The 18,078-nt window shown below is 52.6% G+C and carries 17 protein-coding genes; 4 read left to right on the top strand and 13 right to left on the bottom strand.

The window, feature by feature from the left end; genetic code table 11:
* Positions 1-9: 9 nt before the first annotated feature.
* The 4 genes from bioB to NF347_RS12210 all read right to left on the bottom strand — a co-directional run bounded on the left by bioB (position 10) and on the right by NF347_RS12210 (position 4,569).
* Entirely contained in the window at positions 10-984 is a 975-nt protein-coding gene (gene bioB, locus NF347_RS12225; RefSeq protein ID WP_107035398.1) for a biotin synthase BioB, read from the bottom strand.
* Positions 985-1,081: 97 nt separating this feature from the next.
* Positions 1,082-2,530, bottom strand: a complete 1,449-nt coding sequence (locus tag NF347_RS12220) for an MATE family efflux transporter (RefSeq protein WP_107035397.1) — start codon at positions 2,528-2,530, stop codon at positions 1,082-1,084.
* Positions 2,531-2,539: 9 nt separating this feature from the next.
* Positions 2,540-3,721 (bottom strand): MalY/PatB family protein, encoded by a 1,182-nt coding sequence (locus NF347_RS12215; RefSeq protein WP_107035396.1) that lies wholly within the window; start codon positions 3,719-3,721, stop codon positions 2,540-2,542.
* Complete coding sequence (locus tag NF347_RS12210) at positions 3,718-4,569, bottom strand: DUF3737 family protein (RefSeq protein ID WP_107035395.1); 852 nt, start codon at positions 4,567-4,569, stop codon at positions 3,718-3,720. Before NF347_RS12210 ends, NF347_RS12215 begins: the two co-directional genes overlap by 4 nt.
* Before the next feature lie 248 nt (positions 4,570-4,817).
* On the opposite strand from NF347_RS12210, the gene NF347_RS12205 reads away from it, so the two are divergent.
* Together NF347_RS12205 and NF347_RS12200 are read left to right on the top strand one after the other, a co-directional pair.
* Positions 4,818-5,627, top strand: a complete 810-nt coding sequence (locus NF347_RS12205; RefSeq protein ID WP_237612983.1) for a phospholipase A — start codon at positions 4,818-4,820, stop codon at positions 5,625-5,627.
* Positions 5,628-5,676: 49 nt separating this feature from the next.
* Complete coding sequence (locus NF347_RS12200; RefSeq protein WP_107035393.1) at positions 5,677-7,515, top strand: endonuclease/exonuclease/phosphatase family protein; 1,839 nt, start codon at positions 5,677-5,679, stop codon at positions 7,513-7,515.
* 168 nt (positions 7,516-7,683) lie between these two features.
* On the opposite strand, the gene NF347_RS12195 is transcribed toward NF347_RS12200, so the two are convergent.
* From NF347_RS12195 to gap, 5 genes are all read right to left on the bottom strand, one after another.
* Positions 7,684-8,883 (bottom strand): saccharopine dehydrogenase family protein, encoded by a 1,200-nt coding sequence (locus NF347_RS12195; RefSeq protein WP_107035392.1) that lies wholly within the window; start codon positions 8,881-8,883, stop codon positions 7,684-7,686.
* A gap of 160 nt (positions 8,884-9,043) precedes the next feature.
* On the bottom strand, positions 9,044-9,559 hold the full coding sequence (locus tag NF347_RS12190; protein ID WP_107035391.1) for a DUF4252 domain-containing protein: 516 nt from the start codon (positions 9,557-9,559) through the stop codon (positions 9,044-9,046).
* A 177-nt stretch (positions 9,560-9,736) separates the two neighbouring features.
* On the bottom strand, positions 9,737-10,258 hold the full coding sequence (locus tag NF347_RS12185) for a hypothetical protein (RefSeq protein WP_107035390.1): 522 nt from the start codon (positions 10,256-10,258) through the stop codon (positions 9,737-9,739).
* On the bottom strand, positions 10,255-10,740 hold the full coding sequence (locus NF347_RS12180; RefSeq protein ID WP_107035389.1) for an RNA polymerase sigma factor: 486 nt from the start codon (positions 10,738-10,740) through the stop codon (positions 10,255-10,257). The genes NF347_RS12185 and NF347_RS12180 overlap by 4 nt, the downstream gene beginning before the upstream one ends.
* A 234-nt stretch (positions 10,741-10,974) precedes the next feature.
* A complete protein-coding gene (gene gap, locus NF347_RS12175) occupies positions 10,975-11,982 on the bottom strand; it encodes a type I glyceraldehyde-3-phosphate dehydrogenase (protein ID WP_107035388.1) in 1,008 nt (335 codons plus the stop codon).
* A gap of 170 nt (positions 11,983-12,152) precedes the next feature.
* Here gap and mscL point away from each other — a divergent pair, with 170 nt between their 5' ends.
* Positions 12,153-12,590: a large-conductance mechanosensitive channel protein MscL gene (mscL, locus tag NF347_RS12170; protein WP_107035387.1), complete on the top strand. Its 438-nt coding sequence runs from the start codon at positions 12,153-12,155 to the stop codon at positions 12,588-12,590.
* A gap of 79 nt (positions 12,591-12,669) precedes the next feature.
* Here mscL and NF347_RS12165 read toward each other — a convergent pair whose 3' ends face one another.
* The 3 genes from NF347_RS12165 to NF347_RS12155 are packed head-to-tail and all read right to left on the bottom strand — an operon-like array spanning position 12,670 to position 15,032.
* Positions 12,670-13,311, bottom strand: coding sequence for a ribonuclease H1 domain-containing protein (locus tag NF347_RS12165; RefSeq protein WP_107035386.1), 642 nt, complete (start codon positions 13,309-13,311; stop codon positions 12,670-12,672).
* A 6-nt stretch (positions 13,312-13,317) separates the two neighbouring features.
* Positions 13,318-14,487: a Rossmann-fold NAD(P)-binding domain-containing protein gene (locus tag NF347_RS12160; protein ID WP_107035385.1), complete on the bottom strand. Its 1,170-nt coding sequence runs from the start codon at positions 14,485-14,487 to the stop codon at positions 13,318-13,320.
* Entirely contained in the window at positions 14,484-15,032 is a 549-nt protein-coding gene (locus tag NF347_RS12155; protein ID WP_107035384.1) for a shikimate kinase, read from the bottom strand. Before NF347_RS12155 ends, NF347_RS12160 begins: the two co-directional genes overlap by 4 nt.
* Positions 15,033-15,102: 70 nt before the next feature.
* On the opposite strand from NF347_RS12155, the gene NF347_RS12150 reads away from it, so the two are divergent.
* Positions 15,103-16,389 (top strand): DUF2851 family protein, encoded by a 1,287-nt coding sequence (locus NF347_RS12150; protein ID WP_107035383.1) that lies wholly within the window; start codon positions 15,103-15,105, stop codon positions 16,387-16,389.
* Positions 16,390-16,459: 70 nt separating this feature from the next.
* Here the strand turns inward: NF347_RS12150 and asnA are convergent, their stop codons facing one another.
* Complete coding sequence (asnA, locus tag NF347_RS12145) at positions 16,460-17,494, bottom strand: aspartate--ammonia ligase (RefSeq protein ID WP_107035382.1); 1,035 nt, start codon at positions 17,492-17,494, stop codon at positions 16,460-16,462.
* Positions 17,495-18,078: the final 584 nt, after the last annotated feature.

Here is an 18,078-nt window from a genome sequence, read left to right as displayed (position 1 = left end):
CAAGTACTCTTAAAATTCAAGCCCGGCATCGGCGGCAAGCTGCCGGTCTGACTCTACGGTCGATCCGGTAGTGGTCAGCATGTCGCCTGTTATGGCGCCGTTGATGCCCGCACGCATCGCGCGAAGCTGTGCCTCGCGGCTCAGGGCGGCGCGTCCTCCGGCAAACCGCAAGGTTATCCTGGGATGGATCAGTCTGAACAAAGCCACCGTGGTGACTATCTCGTCTTCGGTCAGCGGAGCCGAATCCTGAAGGGGAGTGCCGGGAATCGGGCAGAGTATGTTGATCGGCACCGACACCGGATCTATACGGCGAAGTGTCAGAGCCAGCTCCACGCGCTGGCGGCGCGACTCGCCCATGCCTATTATGCCGCCCGAACATATCTCAAGCCCCTCGCTGCGTGCCGCCTCGATGGTGGCGAGCTTCTGCTCAAGGGTATGGGTCGAGCATAATGTCGGAAAATACGACGGCGCTGTTTCCAGATTGCAGTGATAGCGCGTCACTCCGGCCTCGCGCAGACGCCTCATCTCCTCACGTCCGAGCAATCCCATCGAAGCGCACAGTTTCTGTCCGCCCTCGCTGTGGAGAGCCTCTATATGTCCGCAGGCTTTCTCAAGCTCCTGCCCGCTCATGGCTCGACCGCTCGTGACGAGCGAGAAACGCCCTATGCCATGGTTGCGGCTGCGGCGGCCTGCCTCCATGCAACGCTCACGGTCAATCAGCGGATACACGTCGGCGCCGGTCGAATAATGAGCCGACTGCGCGCACCATTTGCAATCCTCCGGGCATCGTCCGCTCCGGGCATTGACTATCGAACACGAGTCGAACTTACGCCCTATGAAAGTCGAAGTCACCTCTTCGGCCGCCTTCCATAGCAGCGGTAACTCCTCGTCAGCTATATCGCAAAGTGCGAGAGCCTCCTCATCGGTGAGACGTCCACCCGATTTTATACGCTCCGTTATCTCATTGAAGTCTATGTCATTCATCTTTACAAGATCGATATTATGTTTGTTTTACACCGGTTTTTAGAGTATGTTTGAATTTTACTTCTGTTCACTCAAAGAGGATTTTCGCATACTCTTATCACACGTTGGGATCAGGCTGCGGACCCGGCTCGCCCGAAGTGTCAAGTCCATGACGAAGCCATGCCCCCGACAGCAGACGCCACAGAAATATGGCACCTCTGAAGCACAGCTCTATGCACATGGCCGTCCACACTCCGGCAAGACCCATCGTCGGGGCGAGAAGCGCCGCTATCGGAAGCCTTACGAGCCATATGCTTGAAAAATTCATCACTGCGGGCACAACTGTGTCGCCTACTCCCACCATCACGCCGTAGGCCACGATCGAGGCAGCGAACATCGGTTCGGCCCATGCCTCTATCCTCAAAGCCTCCGATCCAAGGCGGCATATCTCCTCCACCGGACTGAACAGCTCCATCACCGCAGGAGCGAAAACCCACAGCACGGCTCCCATAAGGGTCATAACTATCATGCCGAGCGTCACGGTCAGATATCCGAACTGACGCGCAAGCGCCGGGCGTCCGGCTCCGTAACTCTGGCCGGTGAGCGTGGTGGCGGCGTCGGCCAGTCCATAGCCCGGCATGTAGCACAGCGCCTCGGCCGTGACCGCAAACGAATTGGCCGCTATAGCCATCACTCCGAGCGGAGCCACAATGACAGTGACCATGATCTGCGCCCCGCATATCACCGCATGCTCGAGCGACATCGGAGCCGAAACCTTCAGAGCGTTGCGCATCACCTTGCGGCGCGGACGAAACGAACCTTGATCCGAGGCCCGACGGCCGAATATGGCCAGATCGCGCTGCCGGCATGTGACATACCACAGCGCCAGAGCGGCGCAAACCAGTTCGGCGGCAACAGTGCCAAGAGCGGCACCGAGCACACCGAGTCCGGCACCGGGCACGGTCAGATGCACCGCGCCCACATCAATCTGACGCGCAGGAAATATGAGCAGGAAATTAAACACTACATCGAGCACACACATCATCACGTTGAGCCCGCCGGGCACTTTCATGTTGCCCGAAGCTCTCATGACGGCGCATCCGAGATAGTTGAGCGTAAGCACCGGCAACGCCGCCACAAATACCATGAAGTAGAGCGAGGCTTTGCTGTTGATTGTTTCGTCGCCACCAAGCCAGATGGGCAGAGGATGAGCTATGGCCATACCTATAAGAGCCACCACCGCACCTATGACAATAGAGGACGTGATACCCTGACGCAGGATTGACCGCGCCATCGAATAATCGGCAGCGCCGACACGATGGGCCACCTGGACCGAAAAGCCCATGGTGGCCGCCGAGCATGTGCCCCAGAAGAGCCACAGACTCGTACTCACCAGTCCGACGGCGGCGCTGTCGGACGCTCCGAGGCGGCCGACCATAGCAGCGTCGATATACTGCATGAGTATGCTCGACAGCTGCGCCATTATTGCCGGCCACGACAGACTCGCCGTCAGCTTCAGACGCTGGCCGAGCGAGAGCGGCGCCCCCGACTGGATAAGCTTTATCATATTTTGCGGTTAACGGCGCTTCAAGGCCGACAGTCCTTTGCATAGCCTGTCGAGTCCCTCGGCAAGAGTGGCTCTCGGACAGGCCAGATTGACCCGGAGGAATCCCTCACGGCCATACATCTCTCCGGCATTGACCCATACTCCGGCCTCAGCCTTCAGCTTCTCCTCAAGCTGCTCCGAAGTATAGCCCTCTATCGCACTGACATCGATCATCGGCAGATAAGTGGCCTCAAGCATGGTGACCGGACACTCCGGCAGCCTCTCGGCCACAGTCTTGGCAAAGAAACGGTAATTTTCCCATATATAGTCACAAAGGCTGTCGACCCAGTCGGCCCCCTCCTGGGTATAGGATGCCTTCAGAGCGTCGACACCGAAACATGTCAGATCACACACCTCATTAACATTTACCGCATGGTCGATTGCCTCGCGTGTGTCGGCGTCGGGACATACGATGTTGGAAGTATGCAGTCCGGCCGTATTGAAAGCCTTGGAGGGAGAAGTGCACACCACGGCCGAGCGGTCGATATTGCCGTAAGGCACATATTCGCAACCGGGCATGACTATCTCGCAGTGGATTTCGTCGCTGACCACTCTCACACCATTCTCGCGGCATATCTCCGCCACCTGCTCCAGCTCCTCCTCACGCCATGCACGGCCGGCCGGATTGTGGGGATTGCACAGTATCATCAGTTTAGCATCGGGACGTGCAGCCAGTTCGGCAAGTCCGTCAAGATCCATCTCGTAGGTGAAACGTCCGTCGGGCAGGTCTATCCGCTGCAGCGGATTCTCAAGCAGACGGCAACCGTTGTTGCGCACCGACGAGAAGAAACAGTTGTAGACCGGAGGCTGTATGATCACACCTTCGCCGGGCTTCACAAGCGCCTTTATGATGGCCGAAAGCGCAGGCACCACTCCCGGCACCGGAATCACCATCGAGGTGTCGATGCTGTAGCCGTGGCGACCCTCGAACCATCCGGCGAGAGAGTCCATGTAGTCCTCGTCGGCGAACGAATATCCATAGACACCGCTCTCCGCACGGCGTATCATCGCCTCACGCACCACCGGTGCCGTGCGAAAATCCATGTCGGCCACCCAGAGCGGTATGACTTCGCCGTTTCCGGTGTATGAATCCCACTTTATCGAGGCCGTGTGGCGTCGCTCGTTTATTCTGTCGAAATATGAATTGCTCATGACGGATCGTTTAATATTATCTTGCAGTCAGCGGGAGCCTTGACATTCCCGTCGATTATTACTTCACCTATCGAAGGTGCCTGTATGGATCCCGATGTCGGGTTCTTGACCGACGTGATATGGCTGTCGACCACCGCCTTTAGCGAGCTCTCCTCGAAAGCGAGATCGCAATCGGCGTCAAACGTGCAGTGTTCGAGCACGAGATTGTCGGCATAGCATAGCGGCTGCGTGCCCGATATATGACAACGCACCAGTCGCAGATTGCGCGAATGCCATCCGAGATATTCGCCGTGAAGCTCCGAGTCGCAGACGGTGACATTCTCCGTGTTCCAGAATGCATCTTTCGACTCTATGCGGGCATTGCGTATCTCCACGTCGCGGCAATACTGAAACGAATAATTGCCCTTCTGACGCCATCCGTCGATGCGTATGCCCGTGCAGTGCATGAACAGATAGTCGGCATTTTCCACCTCACAGTCGCGGCATATGATGTTGCGGCAGTGCCAGAGTGTTTCCTGGGCGTCGGGGATTCTTACCTTCGACAAGCTCACCCCGTCCATCTCGCGGAACATCTTGGGAGCCTCGACAAGAGTATCGTTCATCACCAGAGCGGTACTGTACCACAGTGCGGCGCGCGCTCCGGGAGTGAACGTACAATGGCTTATACGAAACCTGTCGACATGCCAGAAAGGATATTTTCCCTCGAAACGGCAATTGACAGCCTCTATGTCGCTGCACTCCTTGAGAGCCGACTCACCGGCATGGACAGTGACATTATCAAGCCTCAGACCATGGGAGGCGAACAACGGGCGCTCGCCGCCGAATTCTTCGTTTTTTATCTCTTTCATAGTAAATAACTGATCACCTTACATAAACCGATCCGGCACAGGCATGCATCATCGGTTTTACGACTGCAAAATTACGCATTCTTTTCGCTTTTGTGACCTATAATGATAAAAATGGATGCACCGGTCGGCATTAAGCGAAAATTACATTAAATTTGCACTATATTATACTTAAACACATCAATTCCCGCCATACAGTGCGAAACATACCGCTAAAAATACTACTCGCAATATGCATTGTCTTCATGGCAATGGCATATCCCGGACATATCAGCGCACAGATAGTCAACGCCGATTCAATAGGCACCGTGATCAGCTCCGACAGCATCCGACGGGCCTTCGACAACGGACCATACTTCGGACTCTATAAGGATAATTATTTCATATTCGGAACATCGGTAGGGCAGCGGCCTACGAAAGAGAACAGCAACATCAAATTCCAGATCTCGATATCACAGCGTCTGACCAAGACAGTGATGCCGCTCCACAGCTATCTGTTTCTTTTCTACACCCAGAAATGCTTCTGGAACGTGCTTGAAAATTCAATGCCGATGACCGACCTCAACTTCAATCCCGGCATAGGACTGGCCAAACCGCTGTTTGTCAAAAACCGGTATATCGGCAAAGCCTTTCTGCTGGCGGAGCACGAAAGCAACGGCCGCGACGGCACCGCATCGCGCTCGTGGAACAAAATATCGTTCGGAGGCAACATCATAATCGGCCAGCAGATGCAGGTACATGCCAAATTCTGGATTCCCATCATCGACGGAAAAGAAAACAAAGACATTCTCGACTACTGCGGAATATATCAGGTAGGCACATCGCTGACCACAGTCGACCGTCGATTCGGAGCATCGGTCATACTCACCAAGCGCAAAGGATGGAGGCTCAACTACAATACCATCATAGAGCTTAACTACAGGATATTTCCGCGCGACAACCAGTATCTTTTCCTACAGTATTACAACGGCTACGGGGAGGGACTGCTCGCCTACAAGGAATTCCACTCCCAGCTGCGCATGGGGATAGTGATCAAGCCCACACTCTTCTCCGACTACTGATGACAAAGACGCATTTCATTCATCATCCATACATTATAAGGCATCATCCATGAAACAATTAAAGAAAATCATTGCAGCCACAGCCCTGCTGGCCACAGTGACAGGAGCCTCTGCCAGTCAGCCCGGATCCACAAGGATCATGAGCTACAACATCAGAAACGGCGTAGGCTACGACAATCAACGCAACATACAGCGCACAGCCAACGTAGTGCTCCGGTCGCAGCCCGACATCGTGGCCATACAGGAAGTGGACAGCGTCACAGGCCGCAGCGGAGGCACATACGTGCTCGGAGATCTGGCCGAAGCCACCGGAATGCACGCATATTTCGCACCGGCGATCGACTACGACGGAGGTAAATACGGCATAGGACTGCTCACACGCGAGGAGCCGCTTAGCGTGAAACGCGTGTCTCTTCCCGGACGCGAGGAGGCAAGAGCTCTCCTCATTGCTGAATTTCCGGGCTACGTGGCCGCATGCACCCACCTGTCGCTCACTCCGGAGGATGCCATGGCATCGGTCGAAATCATCCGGCAGGCCGTGACTCAATCGGGCAAACCTGCAGTGGTGTGCGGCGATCTCAATTCGTTTCCCGAATCAGACGTGATCAGATCGCTTGAACGGGATTTCACTCGTGTATGCGACAATAACCCTACCTTTCCCGCTCCATCGCCCCAAGAGAAGATCGACTATATCTTTGTCAGCCGCGGATCAGGCGCCGCAAGCCGAGGCTATAAGGTGATCGACGCACCTGTCGAGAGCGACCACCGCCCCATAATAGCCGACATTACCCTGCCCGCTCCGGCCGACGCCATCATATATCATCAGCCCTACCTGCAGAACATGAGCCAGGATGGTGCCGTGACAGTCATGTACCAGACACGTCCGCTATGCACATCATCGGTCGAGTACGGCACCGACACACTCAACACGATCTCCGCACGACAGTTTGTGGCCGGGCAGGAAGCCGTCCACGACATAGAGCATCGTGTGAGGCTGACCGGACTTACGCCCGGACAACGCTATTTCTACCGCGTCAGGGCGCGTGAGATCACCGAAAACAAGGCTTACCACAAGACTTTCGGCAACGAGAGCGTCACACCGTGGCACACATTCACCGTCCCCTCACCTTCGCAAAAAGATTTCACTGCAGCGATAGTCAACGACATGCATTGCTTTCCTGCCACGATAACGGCCATGGCCGAAGTAGCAATGAAGCACAATCCCGACTTCGTGGTGTTCAACGGCGACTGCATGGCAGAGCCTGCCACACGCATGCAAGCCGTACACGACATACATCTTATGGCCGACGCATTCGGACTTGCCGACCGTCCGGGCATATTCATCAGAGGCAACCACGAGATACGCAACGCTTACTCGTCGGGACAGCCATCGCTCGTGGAGAGTGCCAACGGGCTGACATACGGTGCCTTCAACTGGGGCGACACGCGATTCGTCACACTCGACTGCGGAGAGGACAAGCCCGACACCACATGGGTCTACTACGGACTCAACGACTTCAGCCGTCTGCGTCAGGAACAGACCGATTTTCTACGCGGCGAACTCTCGTCGAAAGCCTTCAAAAAAGCGGGCCGCAGAGTGCTCATACACCATATACCCGTATGGGGCAACACCGACAGCTACCGCCCATGCACCGACATGTGGGCGCCGCTGCTTGCCAAAGCACCCTTCGACGTCAATCTCACTGGCCACACTCACGAATACAAGCGCATTGACCCCACACAGGGGCAGAATCCATTCCCGGTCATAGTCGGAGGCGGCTACAAACTCGACGGCGCCACAGTGATGATACTGCGCCGACGCGGCGACGAAATGACCCTTACAGTGCTCGGAGCCGACGGACGCACGATCGACACCATCAGTCTCTGACATACACAAAGACCCCTTCAAAGAAGTCCGGAGATATATCTTCGTGTTAAATTCAAACAATCTCTTATACTGGAGCGCATAATAAATGCCGCAGTCCGTACAGCTTAAATAAGCTGCGGGCTGCGGCATTTACTTTATTATTTTTCTTTCTTACAGCAGACGGGGCTATCAGTCCATCTCCAGATCAAGATTGAGCACCTCGTGCCAGGGGAGTCCCTGCACAGCAAGCTGCTCCATGAAAGGATCGGGATCAAACTCCTCCACATTATACACTCCGGGCTTCTTCCACAGTCCCTTGAGATACATCATCGCACCTATCATGGCGGGCACACCGGTAGTATAGCTGACGGCCTGCATGCCTGTCTCGCGGTAAGCCTCCTCGTGAGAGCAGTTGTTGTAGACGTAGTAGGTGAGATGCTTGCCATCCTTGTCAAGACCCGATATGCGGCATCCTATCGATGTTTCTCCGCGATAATTCTCGCCGAGATCCTGCGGATTGGGCAGCACAGCCTTGAGGAACTGCAGCGGCACAATCTTGGTGCCGTTGTAGTCTATCTCGTCGATGCGGGCCATGCCTATGTCCTGTATGACGCGCAGATGTGTCAGGTATTCCTGTCCGAAAGTCATCCAGAAGCGTGCGCGCTTTATCGAAGAATAGTTCTTCACAAGACTCTCAAGCTCCTCATGATAGAGCAGATACGACTCGCGGCCTCCGATATTGGGATAGGTGAGAGTGCGGTGTATCTCGAGCGGACCGGTGGTGACCCACTTTCCGTTCTGGTAATACCGTCCGTTCTGAGTAATTTCGCGTATGTTGATCTCCGGATTGAAGTTGGTGGCGAAAGCCTTGCCATGGTCGCCGGCATTGCAGTCGACGATATCGAGATATTCCATCTCGCTGAAATAATGTTTGGCCGCGTATGCCGTGAATACTCCGGACACGCCCGGATCAAACCCGCAGCCGAGTATGGCTGTCAGCCCGGCCTTCTCAAACTTCTCGCGATAGGCCCACTGCCACGAATATTCGAAATGGGCTACATCGCGCGGCTCGTAGTTGGCTGTGTCGAGGTAGCTCACTCCACACTCCAGACATGCATCCATTATAGTGAGATCCTGATAGGGGAGCGCCACGTTTATGACCATGTCGGGCTTATGGCGACGCAACAGTGCCACGAGCTGCTCCACCGAATCGGCATCGACCGTATCGGCTGTCATGTTCTTCGCTCCGATCTTGTCTACAATAGCCTGACACTTCGACAGAGTGCGCGAAGCGAGCACTATCTCGCTGAACACCTCAGGATTCTGGGCACATTTGTAGGCCACCACCGTTCCGACGCCACCGGCGCCGATGATTATTACTTTTGACATATCGCTCTATAGGGTTTGTATATTATTGAGCGTAAAATTACAGTTTTCAATTATAACTTCCAAATTTAGCTGCCAGGATTGACCGTGAATGACCATCATTTCAGGCGCCATGCCGGTAATCCGACACAGCGCCTTCCTGTCTGGAATATTTTTCCGTATGTCAGTTGCCTATTATCAGCGAACGGATCGGGAAAAGACCCTTTATGTCTATAAGAGTAGTCTTTTTGTTCTCCGTCATCAATATGATTATCTGATTGAACCAATAACTATCCTTGGTCCTATAGAAGCCATAGATAAGCGTACTCGTATCTCCCGATGCGGATTTCATCAGTAACTGAGGCTTATTCTGCACAATCTTGCCATGTTCGGCATTGATCTTTTCGCTTTCGGCTGTTTTCTCTTTGACATAATCAGCCACATAGTTTCTGGCTGCGTTTGAGGAAGCCTGACTCTGACAGTTGAATATATGGACAGCTTCGAATCGAGCGTCTTCTGAAGATATAGGAAGCCGCGCCATCATGTCCTTGTAATTCTTTTTCCCAAGCATAGCCTGAGATATATACGTGACGGTGACATTCGGGTCCTGGACCATATTTTCGATGAATACCGGCGAATCGGCCATGCATGGCGATATGATAGCCATGACAAGCAGCATGAGTGAAATAATTTTTTTCATATTAAGTAACTCTTAAAAATTAGATTATATCAGTATACTTATCAGTAACTCGTACATACTGCGGTGCTTTTTGACTTCGTTCGGCGCTTTTTGCTTTCATCCTCAGTTGTGTAGCTCGCTACACGCCTTCGGCTTCAATCAAAAATCACTCGAACTAACCTCAAAAATCACTCGCAGCTAATTTTTGAGAGTTACTTGTCTGAAATTTGGAATGGATGATATCTGGTTTTCAATAGATGCATTTACAGTCATTGACACTCTGTCAATGGTCCTGAACGCAATCTCATTGGCCGCATCGATACGGCTCTGTGCCATAGCCATGGCTCCTGCCAACATGGTCATGGCTTCGTCGGGATCGGTGATCACACGCGCTCCGCTACCTTGAACGGCGCCGTATGACGCCTCCATATCGGCCATGAACGGCTCTTCTCCGCCACCGTGTGTCATTGCGGCTCCTATAGTAGCTACGACAGCTATTGCAGCCGCTGCCGACGATACCCACACCGACCATCCCGAAAAACACCTCCTGAGGGGCTTTTCCCGTGCCGGAGCAGCCATATCATAGATTTCCTCAAAAGCTCGCAGCAGACGGCCGTCGGCCGAGTCATCGTCGGCGAGCATCATTCGCAGAGTGGTTTCCTCTTCGGCGGTAGTGTCACCGTCATAATACTTTCCGATAAGATAATCTTTGGTTTTCATTTTTCGAAGAGTTCTTTGAGTTTCTTACGTGTGCGCGACAATATGGCGCGTACATTCATATCAGTCATGCCTGTCATATCGGCTATCTCTTTTGACGAAAGACCTGCAATTGCGCTAAGCCTCATCACCATACGGCTGTTGTCGGGAAGCGCGTCGATAGCTTTCATCACCATAGAGGCGTCGGTACGGGTCTCGGCATCAGCATGTACCTTGCTGTCGGGCAATCCGGCACCATCGTTAAAGCTTACTTCCGATCTGCACCTGTGCCCATATATATCCATAGCCGCATTGCGTACTGCAATATTGAAATATGCCGACGGATTCGATACCGTTGCGAGAGATTCGCGCCCTCGCCACAGCTTCAGCAATGCATCCTGCACCGCATCGGCGGCCTCTTCACGATCGGCAAGTATCGCATAGGCCACTCTGAGCATCATAGGCCTGCATTGCTGTGATTTTATTTCGAATTCCTTACGGGTCATTACTACGGATAGCCTTATTTGACGGCTTATATAATTACTGACTCCGGCAGCCGGCAGTTTGTGACACCGCTACATCAATTTTCTAACAATTAATACAGCAGGCATTCGTCGTTCATCAAACCACGCTTTCTGACCAAAACCTTTTTCACCGGATAAAAACAAGGCTCTGCGCAAAGCATTAACTTTGACACAGAGCCTGTATTTGAGCCTGTAAAGGCTATCGGTTTATTCCGATCAGCCGTTTACTTTCTTCATGCGTGCGATGAGGTCGAGCACCTTGTTGGAGTAGCCGATCTCATTGTCGTACCACGATACAACCTTCACGAAGGTCGGAGTCAGCTGGATGCCGGCCTTGGCGTCGAAGATCGAAGTGAGGGGGCAGCCGAGGAAGTCGCTCGAAACCACTGCGTCCTCAGTGTAGCCGAGGATACCCTTGAGTTCGCCTTCAGAAGCTTCCTTCATGGCCTGGCAGATTTCCTCGTAGGTAGCGGGCTTGGCGAGGTTGACAGTGAGGTCAACAACAGATACGTCGAGGGTCGGAACGCGCATCGACATGCCGGTGAGCTTGCCGTTGAGTTCGGGGATAACTTTGCCTACAGCCTTGGCAGCGCCGGTCGAAGAGGGGATGATGTTGCCCGAAGCAGCACGTCCGCCGCGCCAGTCCTTCATCGAGGGACCGTCAACAGTCTTCTGAGTGGCAGTAGTGGAGTGAACTGTGGTCATGAGACCTTCGGTGATACCGAACTTGTCGTGAAGCACCTTGGCGATGGGAGCAAGACAGTTGGTGGTGCAGGAAGCGTTCGATACGAACTGCTGTCCGGCGTATGTCTGATCGTTTACACCGCAAACGAACATGGGGGTGTCGTCCTTCGAGGGAGCCGACATAACCACGTACTTTGCGCCGGCCTCGATGTGAGCCTGAGCTTTCTCCTTGGTGAGGAAAAGACCTGTCGACTCAACAACATACTCGGCACCTACCGCACCCCATGCGATCTCGGCGGGGTTCTTGCAGGCGGTCACACGGATTTCCTTGCCGTTGACGATGAGGAGGCTCTTCTCCATGTCGTAGTCAACAGTGCCGTCGAATCTGCCGTGCATGGTGTCATACTTGAGCATGTAGGCCATGTAGTCAACGGGGAGAAGGTCGTTGATGGCAACAACCTCGATGTCCTCTCTCTTGGTCGAAGCACGGAACACGAAACGTCCGATGCGGCCGAAACCATTAATACCGATTTTAGTCATAATTGTTTGTTGTATTGTTGGGTTATGATGTTGCTTGTTTTTCTATCACTTTCTTAGGTCGCAAAATTACTAATTATTTTCGAGTCATAAATGTTATTGACATCTTTTTTTTCTTAATTTTGTTATAAGTATGGCGGCACATGGTCCGCCTTCACCTAAAATTTTTATAAATGGCTATACTAAAAGAATTTAAGGAATTCGCCATGCGAGGTAATGTCATCGACATGGCTGTCGGTGTGGTGATCGGTGCCGCTTTCGGCAAAATAGTTTCGTCGCTGGTCGACGACATCATCATGCCGCTCGTGGGAGTAGCCACAGGAGGCATGAATTTCACCGACTTCAAATGGGTGGTGCAGAAGGCTGTGATGAACGGACAGGAGATTGTAACTCCGGAGGTGTCGCTCAACTGGGGAACATGGGTTCAGACCATTGTCGACTTCTTGATCGTGGCATTCTGTATATTCATCATGGTGAAATTCATCAATCAGATACGCCGCAAGAAAACTGAGGAACCGGCTCCGGCAGCCGCTCCTACCCACGAAGAGGAACTGCTCACCGAAATACGCGATCTCCTGAAGGCACAGAACTCTCCGGAGAATAAAAAATAATAGGATGTTTGAATAGCAAGAAGTCTGGAAATTTATCTTCGCGATAAATTCATATAGGCGCTAAGCTTCTTGACACAAGTTATTTACGGCCGAAATCGGCCGGTATCTCACCCCACTCCTCGGTAGGCCATTTGACCACCGGATTGCGGGGTGTGTGTGTCTGTAGCCACGTCTCGGCACGCCTGATCAGATCTCTGACAGCGGCATTTGCCGCCGAAGGCTTTATCTGTGTGCGTGCATGACGGTCGCGCACCCATGCCTGGGCCGTGCGGCTGTCGGAGTAAACAGTCACACCGCTGCGCCCCTCCTTTTCAAGCATCGCCAGAGCATGGACTATGGCCAGAAACTCGCCTATATTGTTGGTAGCGCCGCCTATAGGACCGAAATGAAACAGTTCGCGGCCTGTCGACAGATCCACGCCACGGTATTCCATCGGACCTGGATTGCCCGAGCAAGCTGCGTCGACGCATATTGCATTCATGTTTATACCCGGCAAGGCCGAATAATTGGTGGTCACTGCCGGACGCGCTGCAATGGCCGATATGACGGCCATGTCGTCGGCCCGCGACTCGTTACGGTAGGCCGATATAGCCGCCTCGAGAGTGGAAAAACCCTTGTAGCGTGCACCCGGAAAGCCCTGTGTCTGGAGCTGGCATTCCTCCCACGAATCATAAACGCCGGTATCATGGCCGGCCCATACTACGTAATATTTCTTTGCCATCTGCGCTCAGGAAAGTGTTAGGTAAATATTTATGTCGACAGGTCTCACACGCGCTATTGAGGCTACACGGCTGTCGACAGCCTTGCCGAGAAAAGTCATTGCCGCACGCTGCATGCCCGGCATAAGTCTGAGTGCGTTGACAAGACCGTCGGAAGCCGTTATATCGCTGAAAAAAGTCAGGAAAGTATTGCTCAGAGCCATGGCTGCAGTGCGTGGCACCGCGCTCCCGGCATTTACATAGCAGCAGCGCACCTCGCCTATCTCTGCCACGGCATCGGCAAGATCTATGCATTTGAGCGAAGGAAATACCCTGCCCGGACACGACGACAGGTCGAATATCACCACCCCGCGCTTCATCTCGTCGACAATCTCACCTCCAAGCACCGGAGGAATCGACGTATCGGTCACAACTACTATGTCGGCAGTGCGCAACGCCCCACGCACCACTCTCGGATGAAGCGAAGATCCTATGGCCCATGCCCCGAGATCGCGGGTGACATCGCGAAGGCGATACACGTCGTCGTCAAATATCCTCACCATCGCACCGGCGCCCGAGGCCGAGCGCGCAGCCGCACACGCAGCTATGCCCGAACCAATGATCGTGGCCTCACATGGCACTATGCCGGCCACACCGCCGAGCAAAATGCCCTTGCCATTGACCGGATCGGCAAGCAGCGCCGAGGCTATGGCCACCGAGGCCCGGCCGTCTATCTCCGAAAGTATGTCGGCAAACGGAGTGTTGCCTCTGCTGTCGGATATGCGGTCTATGGCTATGGTTATTATATGATTGTCGAGCAAAGCTTTCACACCACGTCGGTCGAGCAGATGATAATGGCTCATTGTCAGCAACATCGCTCCACGTCGCATAAGTCTCGCCGATTGTTCTTCGACCGGACGGAGATGTATCACTATATCGCATCCGAAAGCTTCGGTGCGCCCCGTTATCACGGCTCCGCAACGTAAATATGCCGCATCCGGATAGTGGATCGAACTTCCGGCTCCATGCTCCATGCGCACCTCATATCCGCGCTCCGTCATTATCGCCACAGCCTCGGGAGTAAGCGGAAAACGCTTCTCGCCTCCGCCATCACATCGTGGCAGACCTATGGTGAACGCACGCTTCGACTTCCTTACAGCCGCCGGAGCCTCGCAATTTTCTATAGCGGGTGTATTCATATATCGCTTTCTTTTGCAGTGAGTCCGAGCTGCGATATGAAGCGTGAGGCAGTTTCGCCCACCTCGGCTTCGTTTTCGAGAAGATCAGACCTGAAAACCATGCTCGCCTTGCTATAGTAAGGCATACGGCTTTCGAGAGCTTTCACTATGAATTCACGCAGCTGTTCCGATTCCATGCCGGCTATAAGCGGACGTTTGTGGCGTCCGCGCATCAGGCGCGTATGGAGTTTTTCAAGCGATGCGTCGAGATACACCGTCACACCCTTGCTGTTCATTATCTCCATATTGTCGAAAAAACATGGAGTGCCGCCTCCACAGGCCACTATCACATCCTGAAAATCCGACGTTTCAATAAGCATCCGGCGCTCTATGTCCCTGAAGCCTTCCTCGCCACGCGAAGCGAATATCTCTTTTACACTGGCATGAAAACGCGCCTCTATGAAGTTGTCGAGATCTATGAACTGAAGACCTGTCATCCGTGCGACATTGCGTCCGAGAGTCGACTTGCCGCAGCCCATGTAGCCTATGAGAAATATCGGTTTCATAATATTTTATTGCAAACTTACTTAAAATATCCGACTTTTTAGTTAAGTTTGCTCATAGAATCGACTACCTATGGAAAAACTGATGCAATATGTATGGCAGCATCGTCTGTGGCGGCAGAACGATATGCGCACCGTCGACGGACGACGCCTTCAGGTCATCGATCCGGGAAGGCTCAACAACGATGCCGGTCCCGACTTCTTCAACGCCAAGATAAGCATCGACGGACGTATATGGGCAGGCAACGTGGAGATACATTTCAGAGCAAGCGACTGGCATCGTCACGGCCATTCGTCCGACAGGGCATACGATTCGGTGGTGCTTCATGTCGTAGACCGCGACGACGCCGTCATACGCCGGTCCGACGGCCAGATAATACCGCAGATGCGAATGCCATGCTCACCCGATCTGCATCTTAAATATGGCGCTCTGGTAGGAGCCGCCGACCGCGATATCCCATGTGCGGGAGCTATAAAGGATATGCCCTCGGTATATATTACCGACTGGATGTCGACCCTCGGATTCGAACGTCTTTATGCAAAGGCCGAACGACTCGAAGAAATGCGCCGCCGCTTCGGAGGCGACTGGGAACAGGCTGTCTACATCAGTGTGGCCCGCTGTCTTGGATTCAGCGTCAACAGTGAGCCTTTCGAACGTCTGGCCATGAGTATGCCTCTTATGTTCATAGGCAAGCATGCCGACTCTCAGCTGGCTGTGGAAGCTCTTCTTTTCGGCCAGAGCGGACTTCTCGACAGATATGCCGGCAGCGATCCCTACGCGGCGCGTCTGAGCCGTGAGTATGCTTTTCTGTCGCATAAGTTCGGACTGCGTGCTCCCGAAGCACTCGGATGGAAAATGGCACGCATGCGTCCGCCCAACCTCCCGTACCGTCGCATAGCAGTGCTTGCTTCACTGATTCGTTCGGGATTCAGAATGACTTCACGCCTGCTCGCCGTGCGCACCATAGATGATGCCATGGCTCTTTTCAGCCCTGCAATGGACGGATACTGGTCGACACGCTACACTTTCGGACCCGAAGGCAACCGCACGCTCAAAGCCATGAGCCGCGAATCGGTCACTATCATGACCATCAACTGCGTAGCTCCTTTGATGATGGCTTACGGAACAGTACATGGCGACACGCACCTCACCGACCGCGCATCAGCACTGCTGCATTCGCTTGCACCCGAAAACAACAGGATAGTATCCATGTTTGGTGAGGCAGGCATCAAAGTTCCCGACGCATTCACAAGTCAGGCGCTTGTAGAACTCAGACGCAACTACTGCGAGAAACGCAAATGCCTGTATTGCCGGATAGGCCACCGTATGCTTGCCGACAGCGCACGCCGCCGCGAATAAATGTCATTTTATCATCCGTATCAGTCAGTAAATTTTTTGCCTGATACTTCCTACACTACAAACCTGCATATCACAACAGCTCGATGCCGGCCGCATGACAGGCATCAATCTGTTCCTGCGGCCATATGCTTGCCTGCACTTCGCCTATATGGGCTTTCTGAAGCATGAACATGCACAGACGGCTCTGACCTATGCCTCCTCCTATGGAATAGGGGAGTTTACCGCTCAACAAGGCCGAATGAAAAGGCAACGAGGTTCTTTCGGTGCATCCGCGCATTTCAAGCTGACGGCGGAGCGATTCGCCGCTGACTCTTATACCCATCGACGATATTTCGATTGAACGTCCGAGCACACTGTCCCACAATATTATGTCGCCGTTAAGACCGTTATGTCCATCGCCTGTCGGGGTGATCCAGTCGTCATAGTCAGGCGCGCGCCCGTCATGTGGTTCACCTCCGTCAATAGGCGCTCCTATCCCTATCAGGAATATAGCTCCATATCTGCGGGCGGCCTCATCCTCGCGCTGCTTCGATGTCATGCCGGGATATATGCGCTTGAGATCCTCGGCATGTATGAATTCTATATTTTCGGGAAGTCGCGGAGTTATATGCGGAAATCTCTCGTAGACTTTGGCTTCGGTGGCTTTGAGCGAATCGTATATTTTTTCTACGATCGATTTAAGGAACGACAGATTGCGGTCCGATTCATGTATGGTCATTTCCCAGTCCCACTGGTCGACATACAGCGAATGAAGATTGTCAAGATCCTCATCGGCTCTGATGGCGTTCATATCGGTATATAGTCCGAATCCCGGCGCAATGCAATATGCTCCGAGCTTCATTCGCTTCCATTTGGCGAGCGAATGGACCACTTCGGCTCTGCTACCTCCGACTGCTTTTACTTCAAAACTTACCGGACGCTCCACACCGTTGAGATCATCGTTGAGTCCAGTGCCCGACAGCACAAAGAGCGGGGCAGTGACACGCCTGAGATTGAGATTTGACGACAGACGCTGCTGAAAATCGTCCTTTATCATCTTGATAGCGACTTCCGTCGTTTCGGGAAGAAGCTTGCGTTTGTAGCTTTTTGGTATTATCAGCGACATTTTTATTGACGTTTTGCTATGTGTTAGCGCAAATATACAACACTTTGCCTATATATCCAAACAACGCACGCCTTATATTATTTATATAACACGCCATTATATTATATGTGGCCTTATCGACATCCTCTAAGGCATTGAATAGCGTTTGATAATTCTTTAAGCTTCTATACATGCCTGAGGTGTACACCGTGGCTTACTGACATCGTGATATATTTATTTGAAAAATTAAAATCTTCAAAAAGCAATTCCAAAGAAAAATAACAATTGGTGTGAATTGCAACAATAACTTTTCGATGATTTGTTTGCATAATACTGTTATTGCATTCACATCTTATCGTATCATCACTTTATAAACACTGCAAATCTTTGTAAGATAATGTAACATCTGGTTTATTTACATCATGTTTATAACCTGTCGCGTAAGTAAGATTATAAAGATTATTGTGTATAAAAACGCCTTGTAACGGTGAGAAAAAGGTTTGATAATGCGTTGTTATCTTTTTTGTGTTTTTAAGCCTGCTGGTATATTGAAAATAGCAATGGTATATGCAAATTAAATTACTGAAAAGTTACGTTGTTGTTTT

Origin of the sequence: Paramuribaculum intestinale, assembly GCF_030759015.1 — a bacterium.
GTDB lineage: Bacteria > Bacteroidota > Bacteroidia > Bacteroidales > Muribaculaceae > Paramuribaculum > Paramuribaculum intestinale.
This window is presented reverse-complemented; position numbering and strand designations above follow the sequence as displayed.